The sequence below is a fragment of the Mycobacterium sp. genome (genome assembly GCF_965229265.1).
Taxonomy (GTDB): Bacteria; Actinomycetota; Actinomycetes; order Mycobacteriales; family Mycobacteriaceae; genus Mycobacterium.
Genome location: NZ_CBDDIY010000010.1, coordinates 1,222,884 through 1,240,622, shown reverse-complemented (window position 1 = coordinate 1,240,622; position 17,739 = coordinate 1,222,884). Strand labels below are relative to the sequence as shown.

The window sequence follows — 17,739 nt, the reverse complement described above, 5'->3', positions numbered from 1 at the left end:
CGATGGCCGTCCGCAGGGTGCGCCCCCCACAGCCGCTGGCCCCGCACGGCCTGCCCGGCCACCTGGTCGGCTTCGTTGAAGCGCTGCGCGCGCAAGGGATTTCAGTGGGACCGTCCGAGACGGTCGACGCCGGCCGGGTGCTCACCGTGCTCGGTCTGGGGGAGCGCGAAGCGCTGCGCGAGGGGCTGGCCTGCGCAGTGCTGCGCCGGGCCGACCACCGGCAGACCTACGACGCCCTCTTCGACCTGTGGTGGCCGGCGGCGCTGGGCGGGCGCACCGTCGTGGCCGACGAGGACTCCGGGCAGCAGCCACCGCCGGAGCTGTCGCCCGCAGACATCGAAGCCATGCGCGACATGCTGCTCGACCTGCTAGCCGACAACCCGGATATCGGCGACATGGACGAGCGCCTGGTCGCGATGATCTCCCAGATCGTCGAGGCGTACGGGCGCTACACCTCCAGTCGCGGTCCGTCCTACTCGTCGTATCAGGCCCTCAAGGCGATGGCCCTCGACCAGCTGGAGGGCCGGTTGCTGGCCGGCCTGCTGGCACCGCACGGCGACGATCCGAGCCCGACCCAGGAGCAGATCGCCAAAGCCATTGCTGCGCAGAAGATCACGCAGCTGCGCCGGATGGTGGAGAACGAGACCAAACGCCGTACGGCCGAACAACTCGGTCGCGACCACGTCCAGATGTACGGCATTCCGCAGCTGTCGGAGAACGTCGAGTTCCTGCGGGCTTCCGGTGAACAGCTGCGCCAGATGCGCACGGTCGTGTCCCCGCTGGCCCGGATGCTGGCCACCCGGCTGGCGGCCAAGCGCCGGCGCCATCGTGCCGGTTCGATCGACCTGCGCAAGACCCTGCGCAAGTCGATGTCCACCGGCGGGGTGCCGATCGACGTGGTGTTGCGCAAGCCCCGCCCGGCGCGACCGGAGCTGGTGGTGCTCTGTGACGTGTCGGGATCGGTGGCCGGGTTCAGCCACTTCACCCTGCTGCTGGTACACGCCCTGCGCCAGCAGTTTTCGCGGGTTCGCGTCTTTGCCTTCATCGACACCACCGACGAGGTGACCCACCTGTTCGGTCCGGATGCCGACCTGGCGCTGGCGATTCAGCGCATCACCCGTGAGGCCGGCGTGTACACCCGCGACGGGCACTCCGACTACGGCAACGCATTCGTCTCGTTCACCGAGAACTTCCACAACGTGCTGTCCCCGCGCAGCTCGCTGCTGGTGCTCGGCGACGGCCGCACCAACTACCGCAATCCGGCGACCGATGTGCTGGCCCACATGGTCAGCGCCAGCCGGCACGCGCACTGGCTCAACCCCGAGCCCCGGCACCTGTGGGGCAGCGGGGATTCGGCGGTGCCGCGCTACTCCGAGATCATCACCATGCACGAGTGCCGCTCGGCCAAGCAGCTCGCCGGGGTGATCGACCAGCTGCTGCCGGTGTAAAGCCATTCAGGACAACGAGATTCGTACGTCGCCCCCGGCTGGGTCGGCCGCGGCCACCAGCGACCACGGCGCCCGGAAGACACGGCCAGGGGCGGCCGGCCAGGCGGTCCGGGCGGAGCCGATCACGCGACCGTCCTGGACGGCCCGCAACCTGGGCAACCGCCGATAGCGATCGACCCAGAACAGCAGATCGCCGCGGGCGGCACCGGTGTCGTCGGCCGACACCCACTGCGGGGCCACCCAGCGCAGCGGGGCTTCGGCGTGCAGCCGGGCCCGCTCGCCCAGCGGCGTCGGATTCTGCAACCAACGCTGGACCCGAGTGCTGACATGCGCGCCGTCCAGCGCCGCGGCGTCGGCGGTGTCGACCGGGTGCACGAGATTGCCCACCGCGAAAACGCCGGGCACCGAGGTGCGCAGCCCGGCGTCGACGAGCGGGCCGCCGGTGGCCGAATCCATGGCCAGGCAACCGGTTCGGGCCAGCTCGTGGTCGGGGATCCAGTCGCCGGTGAACACCACGGTGTCGCAGTCGATGGCAGTGCGGGCTCCAGAGTCCAGGTTCTCGACCAGTGCGCGCTTCACCCGATCGCGACCGTCGATGCTGACCAGCCGGCTGCGGGTCAGCAGCGGGCCGCGCATCATCAGCCGCCCGGCGGTCCGAAACGCCGCGTAGGCCTCCGAGTGCGGGTGGGAGCTGATCATTGCGACGGTGTCGCAGCCCGCCTCGCGCAGGGTCAGCACGGCCGACCAGCTGACCAGCTCGGCGCCGACGACCAGGGCGCGGCTGCCGACCGCGAGGTGGTGCAGATGCACGAGGTTCTGCAGTTGGCCGGTGGTGTATACCCCATCGGGGCGATCGCCAGGCACCAGCCGGGCCGGCCGGGGCCGCTCCCTGGCCCCGGTGGCGAGCACCACCGCGTCGGCCTGCACGACGGTGCGCCCCCGCGGTGAGGTGACCGACAGCCGGTGCTCACCGTCCCAGCCGGTGACCATGGCTTCGGTGTGCAGCACCGCGCCGGCGTCGAGCGCGCGCTCGGTGAGGCGGCGCGCGTAGGCGGGGCCGGTGAGGAACCGCCGCAGGTCCCGGATGCCGTAGCCGAGATGGTCGCTGTGGCGGGGGATCCCGCCGGCCTGCGCCTCGCGCTCGAGTACGAGCACCTCGCCGTCGACCTCGGGTGCCAGCGTGGCAGCCGCGGTCAGGCCGGACGGTCCGCCGCCGACGATCGCGACCGCGACCCGGCGCTGCGATTCGGTCATCGTTGTGCTCCCTGCGATTCCAGCAGTGCGCGCGTAGTCGCCCCGCAGTAGAACCCTTGGCATCGCCCGTTCATCACCCGGGTACGCCGGCGTAGGCCGTCGAGATCAGCTGGCGGGATGGGGGATTGGAAGGTGTCTCGAATCTCGCCCGCGGTGACCCGCTCACAGAAGCAGACGATGCGGCCGTACTCCGGGTCGGCGGCGATGCGGTCTGGGTCTTGGTAGGGGCGGATGCCGCACTCGCCGATGTTGGGCATCGTCGGTGTCGGCGGCAGATCCGGTGCCGGGACCAGGGCCAGGTCCGAGTCGGCCAGCAGCTGCTCGACGTACTCGGCGATGGCCATCCCGGAAGTCAGTCCGGTGGAACGGATTCCGCCGACCAGGAGGTAGCGTTGCGCCGGGTCGGATTCGATCAGGTAGTCGTCGTGGTCGGTGGCCGCGCGCAGGCCGGCGTAGGTGGCGGTCACTTCCTCGTCGAACAGTTTCGGCATCAACGCGCGGCCCTTGGTGACCAGGAAGTCGAAGCCGGCCTCCGAGGTGCCGGTTGCGGTCCGGTCGGACAGGTTCTCCGAGGTCGGGCCGACCATCACATTGCCGTAGATGGTCGGGCTGACCAGCACGCCCTTACCGCGCGAGGACGGGACGGCCAAGATGATGCACGGCACCATGGGGCGGGCGAGCTTGTCGAAGACCAGCAGTTCACCGCGGCGCGGGGTGACCGTGAAGCGCTGGTGGCCGAACGCGTTGTCCAGTTGGTCGGCGCCCAGGCCGGCGGCGTTGATCACCCAACGTCCGCGTACCTCACCGGAACTGGTCACCAGCGTCGTGTAATCGGTGCCGACCCGCACGCCGAGCACCCGCGTTGCGCGCAGCAGTCGGGTGCCGCGCCGGACCGCGTCGGTGGCCAGCGCCAGGTTCGTGGTCCAGGTGCAGATGATCGACTCGCCGGGAACGCTCAGTCCGGCCAATGCTCCAGGCCCCAGATCGGGTGCGCGGCGGTAGATCTCGGCGGCGTCGACGAGTTCACTGTCGTGATAGCCGTTGCGTTCTGCCTTGTCCTTGAGCTTGGGTAGCGCGTCGCGCTCCTCGTCGGTCCAGGCGACCAGGACGGCGCCGGTCCGCTCGACGGGAATACCGGTCTGCTCGGCGTACTGGCCCAGGAGCTGGTAGCCGCGGGCCACCAGCCGGGACTCCAGGGTGCCCGGGGTGGCGTCGAAACCGGTGTGTAGCAACGCCGTGTTGGCCTTGCTGGTGCCGTCGCCGACGTCAGCGCGGGCCTCGACCAGGGTGACCGACAGGCCGGCAGCGCCGGAGAGCTGCCGGGCGATCGCGCATCCGACGATTCCGCCACCGACGACGATCACATCGTCGACCTCGTTGGTGGTCATGTCGTTGTGGTCTCCTTCGTGGCCGATACCGTCCGCGTCCAGCGGTCGAGGAATTCCGCCGCCCGCTCGGGCGGCCAGTGCGGGTGGTAGGTCCGGCTGGGCTGCCAAGGCCCGACGGCGTCACCGACCTCGAGATCGGGGTGCAGTGCCAGGCGCGCGCAGATGCCCGTCCCCAGCGCCGTCGCGTGCGGCGACGGGTAGACGTCCACCGGTATCTGGGCCAGGTCGGCTTGGGCCTGCATCAGCACCGCCGAGCGGGTCAAACCACCGTCGACCCGCAGCCGGGTGAGCGGCTGGCCCAGGTCGGTGGCTACCAGTTCGGTGAGGGCGGCAACCTGGGCGGCGATCCCTTCCAGCAGGGCACGGACCAGTTCACCCCGGCCGGTGCTCAGGGTGAGGCCGGTGAACGATGCCGTTGCCTGCGAATCCCACCACGGCGCAGCCAAACCGGCCAACGCCGGCACGCATACCACCCCGCCGCTGTCCTGCGCGGCTGTCGCGTCGATCTGGTCTGCCGATCCCACCAGGCCGGCGTCGACGGCCCAGCGAACCGCCGAGGCGGCGGTGTACACCTGGCCGTCCACGCAGTACGACGTGTGATCGCGCAGCCGCCACGCCACCGAGGTGGTCAGCCCCGCCGTCGAGCGGGCCGGGTTGGCGCCGAGCTGGGCCAGCAGGAAGGCGCCGGTGCCGAAGGTGCACTTGGCGGTGCCGGGCTCGATGCAGCTCTCGGCGAGCAGGGCTGCCTGCTGGTCGACGATCAGGCCGGCGACGGGAATGCTCGGCCCGAAAACATCTGTCGTTCCGATGATCTCGTCACTGGCGACGATGGTGGGCAGCTGTTCGTCGTCCAGGCCGAACACGGCCAGCAGCTCCCGGTCCCACTGGGCGGAGTCGAGATCCAGCAGCAGCGAGCGGCTGGCGGTGGAGGCATCGGTGACGAATGCCCCGCACAACCGGTGCACCAGCCAGGTGTCGGTGGTGGTGACGACACCGTCGCGGGTCAGGTTCTGCCGGATCCAGGCCATCTTCGGCGCCGAGAAATACGGGTCGAGGACCAGGCCCGTCCGGGCCGCCACCAGTGCCGACGACGCCGACAGCGCGGTACAGATGGGTTCGGCCCGCCGGTCCTGCCAGACGATCGCCGGCGTGAGCGGCTGGCCCGTCGTGCGGTCCCAGGCCAGTACGGTTTCCCCCTGGTTGGCCAGGGCGACGGCCGCTACCGGCACCCCGGCCTCGGCAAGTGCCTGGCGCCCCGCCGCGACGACGGAGTCGAACAGGGCTTCCGGATCCTGTTCGACCCCGCCGCCGGGCAGGTACTGCGGCCGCAGCGCCACCTCGGCGATCGCGGTCACCTGACCGTTGTCGTCGATCACGGTGGCTTTCGTCGCCGACGTGCCTTGGTCGACGGCGAGCAGGTGCGGCATCAGCGTTCCTTTGTGGCTTCTCGGTCCAGGTGGGCGTCGATGGAGTGCATGTCCGGCATCGACAGGCCGTGCCGGCCCCGGGTGGCCAGTAGGTAGCCGAGGTAGAGCGCGCCGATGACGACCATCACGATGACGTATGCCCAGGCTTGCAGGAAACTCGAGTCCCGGAACAGCGCCAGCTCGAAGACCAGCCACACTACGGCCACCACCAGGATCGGCTTCTCCCATACCCCGAGGTTGAACTTGTCGCTGGCCGGCAGGGTCTTGCGTTTGATCACGTAGAGCGCCACCGTCGAGGCGTACATCACCGCGGGCAATAGCGTGGCCGCCCCGAACAGGGTGAACAGTGCGTGCTCGGAACCAGAGAAGATCGCCAGGATTAGTTCAGCGACAACGAGATAGAGGATCGTCGCCTTCAGCGGAGTGTGGAATCGCGCCGAGATCTGGTTCCACTGCTGCCAGCCGGGGAAGCGTTCGTCGCGCGACATGGCCCAGGTGACCCGTACGCCGGTCATCATGATGACCAGTCCGCACGCGAAGATCGCCAGCACGACCATGACCAGCAGCAGGGTGGCCACCACCGAGCCGAGGGTGCGCTGGATGACGTCGGCGATCGGCGTGCCGGATTCAGCGAGCGCGACGGGATCGCCGGCGGCCAGGGTGACCGCGATGAGGAACAGGAAGCCCAGGCCGCCCGAGGCGATCACGGCCTGGGTCATCGCCCGGGGTACCACCCGCTCCGGATCGTGGGTCTCCTCGGCCAGGTTGGCGGCGGATTCGAAACCCACGATGGTGAACGCGCCCAGCAGGAAGCCCAGCATCCACGGCCCGGCCGAGGTCCAGTCCCCGAAGCTCCAGAAGCCGGCGTCGGACACCGCACCCTTGCTGAACAGGTTGGCGACGTCCATCTGACCGCGCACGGCGGCGACCACGAGCAGCAGCACGGTCAGGGCCACCATGCCGATGAGTTCCAGGGTGACGAAGCTGTTGTTCACCCGCTCGGCCCACGGGGTGGACAGGCCCACCAGCAGGGCCTGGATCAGTAGAACCGCCGCCGTCACCGCCCAGGTGATCGCCGCGGTGCCGTCGTAGTGCAGCAGCACCGGCAGGATCGTCGAGGCGATGGTGTAGTCCACCGCGACCACCACGATGGCCAGGAACGTGAACGAGATCCAGCCGATGATCCAGCCCAGCACCGGGTTGGCCAGCCGCGACATCCATTGGTAGTGGTAGCCGGTCACCGGGATGCGCGCGGCCAGGGCGCCGAGCACGAAGGCCACCGCGAGCTGACCGATGCAGGCGATGGGCCAGGTCCAGATCCCGACCGGGCCGGAGGTGTTCAGCACCGACCCGTAGGTGGTGAAGATGCCGGTCGCGATGGAGACGAAGGCGAAGGCCACCGCGAACGACGCGAACTTGCCGGTGCGGCGTTCCAGCGACTGTTTGTAGCCGAACTGCGCGAGTTCGGCGGCGTCGTTGTCGGACGGGTTCGGTTCAGCCATGGATCCTCCAGTTGGTATATACCATGTGGTTGAACCGTAGTATCGGTGTGAGCCACGTCATCGTCAATCCCTGAAACGAACTGTTTACTCGGCGCGTGGCCTAGACCACCTGGTTCAGCACGGCGGTTACTCTGCAGAGATGCCTGCCGGCCCGCGCGGTCGAACCCCGCCCGCCACCCCTCGATACATCGCGATCGCGGCGCAGGTCCGGGATCGGATCGCGACGGAACGGTGGGGCCCACACACCCTGGTGCCCTCGGAACGGGAGCTGGCCGAGCAGTATCAGGTCAGCCGGATGACCGCCCGGCAGGCGCTGTCGCTGCTGGAGAGCGAAGGGGTGGTCTACCGCAAGCCACCGCGCGGCACGTTCGTCGCCGAACCGCGGGTGCGGTTCCACATCGGCAGCTTTTCCGAGGAGGTCTCCCGGATGGGCCGCCGCCCGGCCGCGCAGCTGCTGTGGGCCGAACACCAGCACCCGACGCCGGCGGTCTGCCTGGCGCTGGCCCTCGAGGACGGGGCGATGGTCAACGTGTTCCACCGGTTGCGCACCGTTGACGACGTCCCCTTCGCGCTGGAGACGACCTTCCTGCCCGCGGAGCTGACCCCGGGAATCCTCGACGTGCCCGAGGACGGCTCGCTGTGGGCGGTCCTGCGCGACCGGTACGGCATCGAGCTGGCCCGGTCCACCGCGGTGCTGGAATCGATCGTGCTGGACGACGCCTCGAGCGCTCAGCTGGGGGTGCGGGCCGGTTCGGCCGGCACACTGCTGACCCGGCAGACCCTGGATGCCACCGGCCGCTGCGTCGAGTACGCGCGCGACATCTACCGGGCCGACCGGGCTGCCTTCGAGGTTTCCGAGGTGCTGACACCGGCATCGATCGCCGCATTGACAACCGCCTGAGGGCCGCGAGTACCCCGGGCAGCTCCCGTAAGCTCGCTGTTCATGGATTCCCGGCGCAGGCTCGGCGTGATGGGTGGGACGTTCGATCCCATCCACAACGGCCACCTCGTTGCCGCCAGCGAGGTGGCCGACCTGTTCGAGCTCGACGAGGTGGTGTTCGTTCCCACCGGGCAGCCGTGGCAGAAGTCGCGTGAGGTCGCCCCGCCCGAAGACCGCTATCTGATGACCGTCATCGCCACCGCCGCCAACCCGCGGTTCTCGGTCAGCCGGGTCGACATCGACCGGGGCGGGCCCACCTACACCAATGACACGCTGCGCGACCTGCGCTCGCTGAACCCCGGCACCGATCTGTACTTCATCACCGGGGCCGACGCGCTGGCCTCCATCCTGTCCTGGCAGAACTGGGAGGAGCTGTTCGCGCTGGCCAAGTTCATCGGCGTCAGCCGCCCCGGTTACGAACTGAACGGCCAGCACGTCGTCGCCGCCTTCGATCAGCTGCCCGAAGAGGCACTCAGCCTGGTTGAGGTGCCCGCCCTGGCGATCTCGTCCACCGATTGCCGCACCCGCGCCGCCGAGAACCGCCCGATCTGGTACCTGGTGCCCGACGGCGTCGTTCAGTACGTGTCGAAGCGAAACCTGTACCGCCAGCCCAGCCCGGTGGGCGGGCTGAGGACCCCACCAATCGAGGAGACCCCTACGTGACCGCGTCCGCCGAAGCGCTTCAGATGGCCACCGTGGCGGCTCGCGCCGCCGCCGCCAAGCTCGCCCAGGACGTCGTCGTCATCGACGTCTCCGGCCAGTTGGTGATCACCGATTGCTTCGTGATCGCCTCGGCGTCCAACGAACGGCAGGTCAACGCGATCGTCGACGAGGTCGAGGAGAAGATGCGGCTGGCCGGCTACAAGCCCGCGCGCCGGGAGGGCACCCGGGAAGGCCGTTGGGTGCTGCTGGACTACGTCGACATCGTGGTGCACATCCAGCATCAGGAAGAACGTAATTTCTATGCGCTGGACCGGTTGTGGCGAGACTGCCCGCTGGTGAACGTGGACCTCGACGACGTCGCGACGGAGGAGGCCGAGTGAGGGTGCGCCGCCTGGTGATGTTGCGGCACGGCCAGACCGAGTACAACGCCGGCAGCCGGATGCAGGGTCAGCTCGACACCGAGCTGACCGACCTCGGTCGGGCGCAGGCGGTAGCCGCTGCCGAAGTGTTGGCCAAACGCCAGCCGTTGCTCATCGTCTCCTCGGATCTGCGCCGGGCCTACGACACCGCCGTCGCGCTGGGGGAGCGCACCGGCCTGCGGGTGCAGGTCGATACCCGGCTGCGGGAGACCCACCTGGGTGATTGGCAGGGGCTGACCCACCACGAGGTGGACGCCGTCGCCCCGGGCGCGCGGCTGGCCTGGCGCGATGACGCGACCTGGGCCCCGCACGGCGGCGAGAGCCGCATCGACGTCGCCGACCGCAGCGTGCCGCTGGTCGCCGAACTCGTTGCCGGGGAACCGGAATGGGGTGTCGAGGACCCGGATCGGCCCGTCGTGCTGGTGGCGCACGGCGGGCTGATCGCGGCCTTGTGTGCGGCCCTGCTGCACCTGCCTGTGGACAGCTGGCCGGTGCTGGGCGGCATGGGTAACGCCAGCTGGGCACAGCTGTCCGGGCACGGCCCCGACGACGCCGCGTTCGTCGACATCCGCTGGCGACTCGACGTCTGGAATGCCTCGGCCCAGGTGGCCAACGATGTCCTCTGAGGTGGACCGCCGGAGTCCATCCCCGGGTCGCTTCGCTCCTGCCCGCCGGAGTCCATCCCCGGGTCGCTTCGCTCCTGCCCGCCGGACCCTGCTGGTCTTCGCCGACTCACTGTCCTATTACGGCCCGCAAGGCGGACTGCCTGCCGACGATCCCCGGATCTGGCCCAATATCGTTGCCGGCCAGCTGGGTTGGGATCTGGAGCTGATCGGCCGCATCGGCTGGACGTCACGCGATGTCTGGTGGGCGGCCACCCAGGATCCGCGGGCGTGGGCAGCATTGCCGCGCGCCGGGGCGGTGATCTTCGCGACCAGCGGCATGGATTCGCTGCCCTCGCCGCTGCCGACGGCTCTGCGTGAACTGATTCGCTACGTCCGCCCGCCCCGGCTGCGACGGTTGGTCCGCGACGGGTACGGCTGGGTGCAGCCGCGACTGTCTCCGGTCGCGCGCTCGGCGCTGCCGCCCCAGCTGAGCGTCGAATACCTCGAGATGACCCGCGGGGCAATCGACTTCAACCGTCCCGGTATACCGATCGTCGCCGCACTGCCCTCGGTGCACATCGCCGATTCCTACGGCAATGCCCACCACGGGCGCCCCGGTACGGTCGCCGCGATCACCGATTGGGCTGTGCGGCATAACATTCCGCTGGTCGATTTGAAGGCCGCGGTGGCCGAGGAGGTCCTCGCCGGGCGAGGCAACCCCGACGGCATCCACTGGAACTTCGAGGCGCACGAGGCGGTGGCCGAACTGATGCTCAAGGCGCTCGCCGAGGCCGGCGTCCCGCGCGAGAAGACCTGCGACTGACCCATGGCTGTCGTCGTGGTCACCGACTCGTCGGCGCGGCTGCCCGCCGACGAGGTCCGCGCGGGCGGTATCCGCGTTGTGCCGCTGCATATCCTGATCGACGGTCGCGACCTGCGCGACGGTGTCGATGCGGTACCGGCCGACCTGTACCAGCGCGGGCATGTCACGACCGCGGGGGCGACACCGAGTGAGCTCGGTGCGGTCTACCGGCAGGCGTTACAGGACAGCGGTGGCGACGGCGTTGTGGCCGTTCACATCTCGGGGGAGTTATCCAGCACGCTAGGCGCGGCCGAGTACGCGGCACGCGAATTCGGCGGTGCCGTGCGCGTTGTCGACTCGAAGTCGACAGCGATGGGAACCGGTTTCGTCGCGCTGGCGGCCGCCCGTGCCGCGCAGGCAGGTGCCGATCTGGACACCGTCGCCGCCGAAGCGGGGTCGGCCACATCCCGGATCCACGCCTACATCGTCGTGCACCGGCTGGACAATCTGCGCCGCAGCGGCAGGATCGGCACCGCCGCGTCCTGGCTCGGCACGGCATTGGCCCTCAAACCATTGTTGCGCATCGATGAGCAGGGCCGGCTGGTGCTGGCTCAGCGGGTCCGCACCGCCTCCAAGGCGGTGGCGGCGATGGTCGAACAGGTTCTCGAGGTGGTGGGGGAGCAACGGGCCGCGCTGGCGGTCCATCACATCGACAACCCCGCTGCTGCAGAGGAAATCGCGGCCACGCTGGCATCGGCGCTGCCGGGCTGCGGACCGGCGATCGTCACCGACCTCGGGCCGGTGCTCGGGGTTCACGTCGGCGCGGGCGCGGTGGGTGTCGTCGTCGCGGTCGACCCCACCACGCCGCCGTCCGTCAGCCCTGCTTGAGCGCCTCGATCTCCAGTGTGATGGTGACCTTGTCGCCGACGACAGCACCGCCGGTCTCCAGCGGCATGTCGATGTCGATGCCGAAGTCCTTGCGGTTCAACACCACCGCCGCCTCGAAGCCGGCGACCGCGCCGTGTCCCATTCCGGGGTTCACACCGTTGAACTGCAGCGGGAGGCTGATCCGCCGGGTCACACCCTTGAGCGTGAAATCGCCCTCCAGCACGTAGTCGTCACCGTCGCCGGTCACCGAGGTGGAGGTGAAGGTGGCGGTCGGGAACTTCTCGACGTCGAAGAAATCGGCGGCCTTGAGGTGGGCGTCGCGCTGCTCGTTGCCGGTGTTCACCGAGGTGACGTCGATCTCTGCCGTCACCGACGGCGTGCCGTCCTCGGCGACGGTGATGGCACCGCTGAATGCGCCGAACGTGCCGCGGACCTTGCTGACGACGAGGTGGCGTACGGAAAAGCCGACCGACGAGTGGACGGCGTCGATCGCCCAGGTTCCTGCGCTGAGCTCGGTCGTCTGAACCGGTGCTGCCATGGTGGTGTCTCCTTGATCCGGGGGTCGGGCGGGGTGCCCGACGGTTTGCATCCGGATAAACGGACCACGGTCCGCATAAATTCCCGCGGCGGCGGTCCCCGCGTCGGCCGGCCTACGGCGCCGCGCGCGTCACCTCCGGCCGGCCTCGCTGAACCGCTAGATCGATGGGGCGGTCCCAGCGTCGGCCGGCCTACGGCGCCGCGCGCGTCACCTCCGGCCGGCCTCGCTGAACCGCCCGGTCACCGGCGGCAGGTCGGCCAGCGTCACGATGCCGGGCTTGGCCGCGACGACCGCTGGGACGGCGTTGGTCACCGGCAGGGCGGTGTAGATCATGCCCAGCCCCATGAAGCCGGGCTCGGTCCAATCCTTGGGCGGCAGGCAGTGCAGCACGGTGCGCATATTGGGCACGCCGAACACCTGGATGACGTGACCGTGCTCCAGCGGCTTGGGCGGAACCACGTGATCGCCCATCGTCCAGTTGAAGCCGACGCTGACGACATTGCGGTCGCCGACCCACCCCCGGTGATAGCCATAGACCGAGCCGACCGTGCCGGCGGGGATCGTCATAAACCCCAGGTCGGTGTCGCCGGTGGCGGCGGTGAACTGCACGTCGAAGGTCATCCGGTCCAGTTCGGCGCCGATCGCGTCGGCCATCATCGCCGCGGACTCGGCGAACACCTCGCTTTCGCGGCGCACGCTCTCGGCCAGCCCCGGGGTGTCGGGGTCGCAGCCGAAGCCCATGGCGCTCTGAGTTCCCGCCGATTCGTAGGTCGAGCAATCCACCGATTCAGTGATGCGGATCTCGTCGACCCGCTCGCACGCCCCGGACAGCACCATGCCCACCATGTTCGTCATGCCGGGGTGGGCGCCGCTGCCGAAGATCGTGGAGTTGCCGCGCTCGCAGGCCTTTCGGATCCTGGCCAGATCCTCCGGGGTCTGTTTGCCGCCGGTGATCCAGGCCGCCGACGAGCACACGTTGATCCCGGCCTCCAGCAGTTGCACAAGCTCGTCGATGCTGGGCCACAGCGGGTTGTAACAACACGCGTCCGGCTTGGTCGCCAGCAGCGCGGTGATGTCATTGGTCGCGGTGATACCGGTCGGCTCGGGCCAACCGGACAACTCGGCGGCATCCACCCCGACCTTGTCGGCGCCGTGCGCATACACCCCGACCAGTTCCAAATCCGGTCTGCTGATGATCGCGTGCAGCGATCGTCGCCCGATGTTCCCGGTGGTCCACTGGATCACCCGAAGCGGCCGGTCGGCGGTGGCGGTCATGGAAGCCCTCCTCGGCTGGCGAAAGTAGACACTCCTGAAGGGTTGTACACCATGGCCCGCATCCTGATGTGGGCGACCTCACATTCGACCGGCGAAATCAACGCCGCGTCCCCCGGCATTGACCACAAGTAGGGGCTTGTCGAGAGGTGTGATTCATGGTCGTCGCTGACGTGGGGTCGGAACGAGAGAACCGGGTGGCCGAACAGGTGGCTCTGTTGTACGCCAACGATGAACAGTTTCGACGCGCCGCTCCGGACCCAGCACTCGAGGATGCGGTAAGCCGCCCCGGTGTGCGGCTCGCCCCGCTGCTGGCGTCGTTGATTCAGGGATACGGAGATCGGCCCGCGCTGGGCGAGCGCGCCCGCGAACTACGCACCGACGCCGGCACCGGCCGCAGCACCGCCCATCCGCTGCCGCGATTCGAGACCACCACCTACCGGCAGCTGTGGTCACAGGTCCAGGCGGTGGCCGCCGAACTGCGCCACCATCGCGACGCTCCGGTCACCCCCGGCGACGTGGTCGCCACCATCGGATTCGCCAGCCCGCATTACCTGGCAATCGATCTGGTCTGTGCCTACCTGGGCCTGGTGACGGTACCCATGCAACACAACGCGGCCGCATCGCGGATGGCCCCGATCATCGCCGAAGCCGAACCCAAGATCCTCGCGGTCAGTGCCGAATACCTGGATCTGGCAATCGAATCCGCGGTGGGCAGTCAATCGGTGCGCCGGCTGCTGGTGTTCGACTACCGCGAGCAGGTCGACGAGCATCGCGAGGCGCTGGCACGCGCCCGGCAGCGGCTGGTCGAAGCCGGGATGCCGGTGGTCGTCGACGTGCTCGACGAGGTCATCGACCGGGGCTCGGCCCTGACGCCCGAGCCGCTGTACACCGACGGCACCGACGAGCGCCTCGCCATGATCATGTACACCTCCGGGAGCACGGGCACACCCAAGGGTGCGATGTACACCGAGGCGATGTTGTGCTCGCTGTGGACATCTGCCTACCTGCGGTCGGACACCCCGGTGTTCAACGTGAACTTCATGCCGCTGAACCACCTGGGTGGCCGGCTGCCGTTGGTGTCGTCGTTCCTGACGGGTGGCACGAGTTACTTTGTGCCGGAATCGGATATGTCCACATTGTTCGAAGACTGGGCGCTGGTGCGGCCGACGGATCTGCCGGTGGTACCGCGGGTGGTGGACATGTTGTTCCAGCGGTACCGCGCCGTGGCGGATCGACTGATCGCCGAGGGCATCGAGCCGCCCGTGGCCGAGTCACAGGCGATGGCCGAGATCAGGGACGGAGTGCTGGGCGGACGGGTACTGAGCGGATTCGTGGGCACGGCGCCGCTGGCCGCGGAGATGAAGGTGTTCCTCGACGAATGCCTGGGGGTTCATATCGGTGACGGGTACGGGTTGACCGAGCTGGGTATGGTCAGCCGCGACGGTGTGATTGCCCGGCCGCCGGTCACCGACTACAAGCTCGTCGATGTGCCCGAGCTGGGCTACTTCGGCACCGACAAGCCCTATCCACGCGGCGAGCTTCTGGTCAAGTCGGACACTGCGTTTCCGGGCTACTACAAGCGTCCGGAGGTGACGGCCGAGGCATTCGACGGTGACGGTTACTACCGCACCGGTGATGTTATGGCCGAAATCGGGCCCGATCAGCTGGTCTATGTCGACCGGCGCAACAATGTGCTGAAGCTGTCCCAGGGTGAGTTCGTCGCAGTGGCACGACTGGAGGCGATCTTTGCCGGCGCCCCGCTGGTACGTCAGATCTATGTGTACGGCAACAGTGAGCGAGCCAGCCTGCTGGCAGTGATCGTGCCGACCGTCGAGGCCCTGTTGCGCCATCCCGGCGACCCCGACGCCCTCAAAGCTGATCTGCACCAATCACTTCGCGATACCGCCAGGCTGGCTGAATTGCAGTCCTACGAGGTGCCGGCGGACTTCCTTGTCGAATATGAACCGTTCAGCGCCGACAACGGCCTGCTCTCGGGGGTGGGCAAGAACCTGCGTCCGCGCCTCAAGGATTATTACGGAGTCGAGCTGGAGAAGCTCTACGCCGATCTCGCCGCGGCCCAGGTCGACGAAATCCGTTCGTTGCGTGAGGATGCCGCTGACCGGCCGGTCGTCGACACCGTCGCCCGGGCGGTCAGGGCGCTGCTGGGAACGGCGGGGTCGGAGGTGAATGCGCAGGCCCATTTCACCGATTTGGGCGGGGATTCGTTGTCGGCGTTGACGTTCGCCAACCTGCTCGGTGAGGTCTTTGACGTCGAGGTGCCGGTCAGCACGATCATCAACCCGACCTCGACGTTGGGCGGTTTGGCCGAATCGATCGAGCGGCAGCGCCAATCAACCAGCAGCGGGCCCAGCTTCGCCACGGTGCATGGCCGCGGCGCCACCGTGGTGCGCGCCGACGACCTGCGCCTGGAGGCCTTCATCGATGCCGCCACGCTGGCAGCAGCGCCCGGGCTGCCGCACGTGGCGGGCGCCCCGGCCACGGTGCTGCTCACCGGCGCCAACGGTTGGCTGGGCCGGTTCCTGGCGCTGGAATGGCTGCAACGCCTGTCCGCCACGGGCGGCACGCTGATCGCCCTGGTGCGTGGGCGGGACGACGCCGACGCCCGCGCCCGGCTGGAAGCGGCCTTCGACACCGGCGATGTCGAGCTGCGCACCCGGTTCGCCGAGTTGGCCGCCGAGCATCTGGAGGTGATTGCCGGCGACATCAGCGACCCCGGCCTGGGCCTGGATCCGGCGACCTGGAATGCGTTGGCCCATCGGGTCGATCAGGTGGTCCACCCCGCGGCACTGGTCAACCATGTGCTGCCCTATACCGAGCTGTTCGGCCCCAACGTCACCGGCACCGCCGAAGTGATCCGGCTGGCCCTGACCGCCCGGATCAAACCGCTGACCTACCTCTCGACGGTGGCGGTGGCTATGACGCTGGACCCAGCCGAGTTCGCCGAGGACGGCGACATCCGCACCATCAGTGCGCGCCGGCCCGTCGATGACACCTATGCCAACGGCTATGCCAACAGCAAGTGGGCCGGTGAGGTTCTGCTGCGCCAAGCCCACGACCTGTGCGCCCTGCCGGTGGCGGTGTTCCGCTCCGACATGATCCTGGCGCACAGCCGCTACACCGGCCAGCTCAACCTCCCCGACGCCTTCACCCGGCTGGTGGTCAGCTTGCTGGCCACCGGCATCGCCCCGGGATCCTTCTACGCCGCCCATGCCGATGGCCACCGGCCCCGAGCTCACTACGACGGGTTGCCGGTCGATTTCATCGCCGACGCCATCACCACCATCGGCTCCCAGACCACCCGGGGATACCACTCCTTCGACGTGATGAACCCCCACGACGACGGCATCTCCCTGGACACCATCGTCGACTGGCTTATCGCCGCCGGACATCGCATCGAGCGCATCGACGATTACCAGAGCTGGCTCACCCGGTTCGAAACCAGCCTCAAAGGCCTGCCGGACAAGCAACGACAGCACTCGGTGCTGCCCCTGCTGCACGCCTACGCCCATCCCGAGCGCCCGGTGCTCGGCGCGATAGCGCCCACCGAGGTGTTCCGGTCCCGGGTGCGCGACGCCGGCATCGCCACCGGCGAGATCCCGCACATCACCGCCGAGCTGATCGGCAAGTACGCCAACGACCTCAGCCACCTGGGTTTGGTCTGACACTCCTGCGTCCCCAGACCGAGATTCGTCCACAGCCCGGTTCGCGGCCACATCGGATGGGGCCGCCGGGTCGGGCCGCGGCTCTATGGTCGCCGCATGCGAACCGAGCAGCCCCTGGCCAGCCTGCATCGCCGCCTTGGTCCGGCCGAGTCGGATGATGCCGACGCCCGCGGCGACGACGGTGACGAGGAGCTGCCCTTGCCCAGCTGGATCCCCGACGGGAAGGCCGACCGCGGTACCCGGTGGCTGGCAGCGATCCGAGCCGACCCCGGGCGTGCCGGGGGAGTTGCCCTGGCGGTCGTCGCCGTCGTCGCCGTACTGGTCACGGTTGTCACCCTGATGCGTGATGACCCGCCGCCGGTCGTGTCGGCGAAGTTGCCCCCCGTCGAGATGGTGTCCTCGGCGTCGCCGCGGGCCAGCGTCGCTGCGGATCAACCCGTCGTGGTCAGTGTGGTCGGGCTGGTCACCAAGCCGGGTCTGGTGACATTGGCGCCCGGCGCCCGGATCGCCGACGCCGTGTCGGCCGCCGGTGGCGCGTTGGGCGGGGCCGACATGCTCGGGCTGAACCTGGCCCGCCATCTCACCGACGGGGAACAGATCGTCGTCGGCATCGCCATGCCGGCCGGTCAGCCGGCCGCACTCGGCAGTTCGGTCAGCGGAAGCCCGGCCGCCGCCTCCGGCCCGCCCGCGGCACCGGCGACAGGGCCACCGGCGCAACCGGTCGATCTGAACACCGCCACGGTCGAACAGCTCGACGCATTGCCCGGCGTCGGGCCGGTGACCGCGGCTGCCATCGTGGCCTGGCGCGATGCCAACGGATCCTTCGGCAGCGTCGATCAACTCGGCGAGGTAGACGGGATCGGACCGGCACGGCTGGACAAACTGCGGCCGCTGGTGCGGGTCTGAC

Annotated in this window: 15 protein-coding genes; 9 read left to right on the top strand and 6 right to left on the bottom strand. The window is 69.0% G+C overall.

Annotation, left to right across the window (positions count from 1 at the left end; all coding sequences use genetic code 11):
- Window positions 1–2 precede the first annotated feature (2 nt).
- Window positions 3–1,448, top strand: a complete 1,446-nt coding sequence (locus ADBZ9K_RS07910; protein ID WP_526619533.1) for a vWA domain-containing protein — start codon at window positions 3–5, stop codon at window positions 1,446–1,448.
- Between the two features lie 6 nt (window positions 1,449–1,454).
- Here ADBZ9K_RS07910 and ADBZ9K_RS07905 read toward each other — a convergent pair whose 3' ends face one another.
- From ADBZ9K_RS07905 to ADBZ9K_RS07890, 4 genes are read right to left on the bottom strand one after another with little or no spacing between them, the layout of a single operon-like run.
- Window positions 1,455–2,702 (bottom strand): NAD(P)/FAD-dependent oxidoreductase, encoded by a 1,248-nt coding sequence (locus ADBZ9K_RS07905; protein ID WP_526619532.1) that lies wholly within the window; start codon window positions 2,700–2,702, stop codon window positions 1,455–1,457.
- On the bottom strand, window positions 2,699–4,090 hold the full coding sequence (locus ADBZ9K_RS07900) for an NAD(P)/FAD-dependent oxidoreductase (protein WP_526619531.1): 1,392 nt from the start codon (window positions 4,088–4,090) through the stop codon (window positions 2,699–2,701). The genes ADBZ9K_RS07905 and ADBZ9K_RS07900 overlap by 4 nt, the downstream gene beginning before the upstream one ends.
- Window positions 4,087–5,517: an FGGY family carbohydrate kinase gene (locus ADBZ9K_RS07895; protein WP_526619530.1), complete on the bottom strand. Its 1,431-nt coding sequence runs from the start codon at window positions 5,515–5,517 to the stop codon at window positions 4,087–4,089. Before ADBZ9K_RS07895 ends, ADBZ9K_RS07900 begins: the two co-directional genes overlap by 4 nt.
- Window positions 5,517–7,019, bottom strand: coding sequence for an amino acid permease (locus ADBZ9K_RS07890; protein WP_526619529.1), 1,503 nt, complete (start codon window positions 7,017–7,019; stop codon window positions 5,517–5,519). Before ADBZ9K_RS07890 ends, ADBZ9K_RS07895 begins: the two co-directional genes overlap by 1 nt.
- A 139-nt stretch (window positions 7,020–7,158) precedes the next feature.
- Between ADBZ9K_RS07890 and ADBZ9K_RS07885 the strand changes: the two genes are divergently transcribed.
- The 6 genes from ADBZ9K_RS07885 (at window position 7,159) to ADBZ9K_RS07860 (ending at window position 11,336) form a co-directional block, all read left to right on the top strand.
- Window positions 7,159–7,920 (top strand): GntR family transcriptional regulator, encoded by a 762-nt coding sequence (locus tag ADBZ9K_RS07885; RefSeq protein ID WP_526619528.1) that lies wholly within the window; start codon window positions 7,159–7,161, stop codon window positions 7,918–7,920.
- Between the two features lie 69 nt (window positions 7,921–7,989).
- The gene (gene nadD, locus ADBZ9K_RS07880; protein WP_526620821.1) at window positions 7,990–8,622 is read left to right on the top strand and encodes a nicotinate-nucleotide adenylyltransferase; all 633 of its coding nucleotides are present in this window, start codon (window positions 7,990–7,992) and stop codon (window positions 8,620–8,622) included.
- Entirely contained in the window at window positions 8,619–9,002 is a 384-nt protein-coding gene (gene rsfS, locus ADBZ9K_RS07875) for a ribosome silencing factor (protein ID WP_526619527.1), read from the top strand. The genes nadD and rsfS overlap by 4 nt, the downstream gene beginning before the upstream one ends.
- Window positions 8,999–9,667 (top strand): glucosyl-3-phosphoglycerate phosphatase, encoded by a 669-nt coding sequence (gene gpgP, locus ADBZ9K_RS07870; protein ID WP_526619526.1) that lies wholly within the window; start codon window positions 8,999–9,001, stop codon window positions 9,665–9,667. The genes rsfS and gpgP overlap by 4 nt, the downstream gene beginning before the upstream one ends.
- Window positions 9,657–10,469 carry a diglucosylglycerate octanoyltransferase gene (gene octT, locus ADBZ9K_RS07865; protein WP_526619525.1) on the top strand — a complete coding sequence of 271 codons (813 nt, stop codon included), beginning with the start codon at window positions 9,657–9,659 and terminating at the stop codon, window positions 10,467–10,469. Before gpgP ends, octT begins: the two co-directional genes overlap by 11 nt.
- A 3-nt stretch (window positions 10,470–10,472) precedes the next feature.
- The gene (locus tag ADBZ9K_RS07860; RefSeq protein WP_526619524.1) at window positions 10,473–11,336 is read left to right on the top strand and encodes a DegV family protein; all 864 of its coding nucleotides are present in this window, start codon (window positions 10,473–10,475) and stop codon (window positions 11,334–11,336) included.
- On the opposite strand, the gene ADBZ9K_RS07855 is transcribed toward ADBZ9K_RS07860, so the two are convergent.
- On the bottom strand, window positions 11,323–11,874 hold the full coding sequence (locus tag ADBZ9K_RS07855; RefSeq protein ID WP_526619523.1) for a YceI family protein: 552 nt from the start codon (window positions 11,872–11,874) through the stop codon (window positions 11,323–11,325). The two genes, ADBZ9K_RS07860 and ADBZ9K_RS07855, sit on opposite strands and share 14 nt — an antisense overlap.
- A gap of 207 nt (window positions 11,875–12,081) precedes the next feature.
- The gene (locus ADBZ9K_RS07850) at window positions 12,082–13,149 is read right to left on the bottom strand and encodes an NAD(P)H-dependent amine dehydrogenase family protein (RefSeq protein ID WP_526619522.1); all 1,068 of its coding nucleotides are present in this window, start codon (window positions 13,147–13,149) and stop codon (window positions 12,082–12,084) included.
- A 155-nt stretch (window positions 13,150–13,304) separates the two neighbouring features.
- On the opposite strand from ADBZ9K_RS07850, the gene car reads away from it, so the two are divergent.
- Window positions 13,305–16,832 (top strand): carboxylic acid reductase, encoded by a 3,528-nt coding sequence (gene car, locus ADBZ9K_RS07845; protein ID WP_526619521.1) that lies wholly within the window; start codon window positions 13,305–13,307, stop codon window positions 16,830–16,832.
- 96 nt (window positions 16,833–16,928) lie between these two features.
- A complete protein-coding gene (locus ADBZ9K_RS07840; RefSeq protein WP_526619520.1) occupies window positions 16,929–17,738 on the top strand; it encodes a ComEA family DNA-binding protein in 810 nt (269 codons plus the stop codon).
- Window position 17,739: the final 1 nt, after the last annotated feature.

Bases quoted from the DNA above. Each gene is read 5' to 3' on its own strand.
- ADBZ9K_RS07910 (WP_526619533.1), top strand. From the start codon at position 3: ATGGCCGTCCGCAGGGTGCGCCCCCCACAGCCGCTGGCCCCGCACGGC.
- ADBZ9K_RS07905 (WP_526619532.1), bottom strand. From the start codon at position 2,702: ATGACCGAATCGCAGCGCCGGGTCGCGGTCGCGATCGTCGGCGGCGGA.
- ADBZ9K_RS07900 (WP_526619531.1), bottom strand. From the start codon at position 4,090: ATGACCACCAACGAGGTCGACGATGTGATCGTCGTCGGTGGCGGAATC.
- ADBZ9K_RS07895 (WP_526619530.1), bottom strand. From the start codon at position 5,517: ATGCCGCACCTGCTCGCCGTCGACCAAGGCACGTCGGCGACGAAAGCC.
- ADBZ9K_RS07890 (WP_526619529.1), bottom strand. From the start codon at position 7,019: ATGGCTGAACCGAACCCGTCCGACAACGACGCCGCCGAACTCGCGCAG.
- ADBZ9K_RS07885 (WP_526619528.1), top strand. From the start codon at position 7,159: ATGCCTGCCGGCCCGCGCGGTCGAACCCCGCCCGCCACCCCTCGATAC.
- nadD (WP_526620821.1), top strand. From the start codon at position 7,990: ATGGGTGGGACGTTCGATCCCATCCACAACGGCCACCTCGTTGCCGCC.
- octT (WP_526619525.1), top strand. From the start codon at position 9,657: ATGTCCTCTGAGGTGGACCGCCGGAGTCCATCCCCGGGTCGCTTCGCT.
- ADBZ9K_RS07860 (WP_526619524.1), top strand. From the start codon at position 10,473: ATGGCTGTCGTCGTGGTCACCGACTCGTCGGCGCGGCTGCCCGCCGAC.
- ADBZ9K_RS07855 (WP_526619523.1), bottom strand. From the start codon at position 11,874: ATGGCAGCACCGGTTCAGACGACCGAGCTCAGCGCAGGAACCTGGGCG.
- ADBZ9K_RS07850 (WP_526619522.1), bottom strand. From the start codon at position 13,149: ATGACCGCCACCGCCGACCGGCCGCTTCGGGTGATCCAGTGGACCACC.
- car (WP_526619521.1), top strand. From the start codon at position 13,305: ATGGTCGTCGCTGACGTGGGGTCGGAACGAGAGAACCGGGTGGCCGAA.
- ADBZ9K_RS07840 (WP_526619520.1), top strand. From the start codon at position 16,929: ATGCGAACCGAGCAGCCCCTGGCCAGCCTGCATCGCCGCCTTGGTCCG.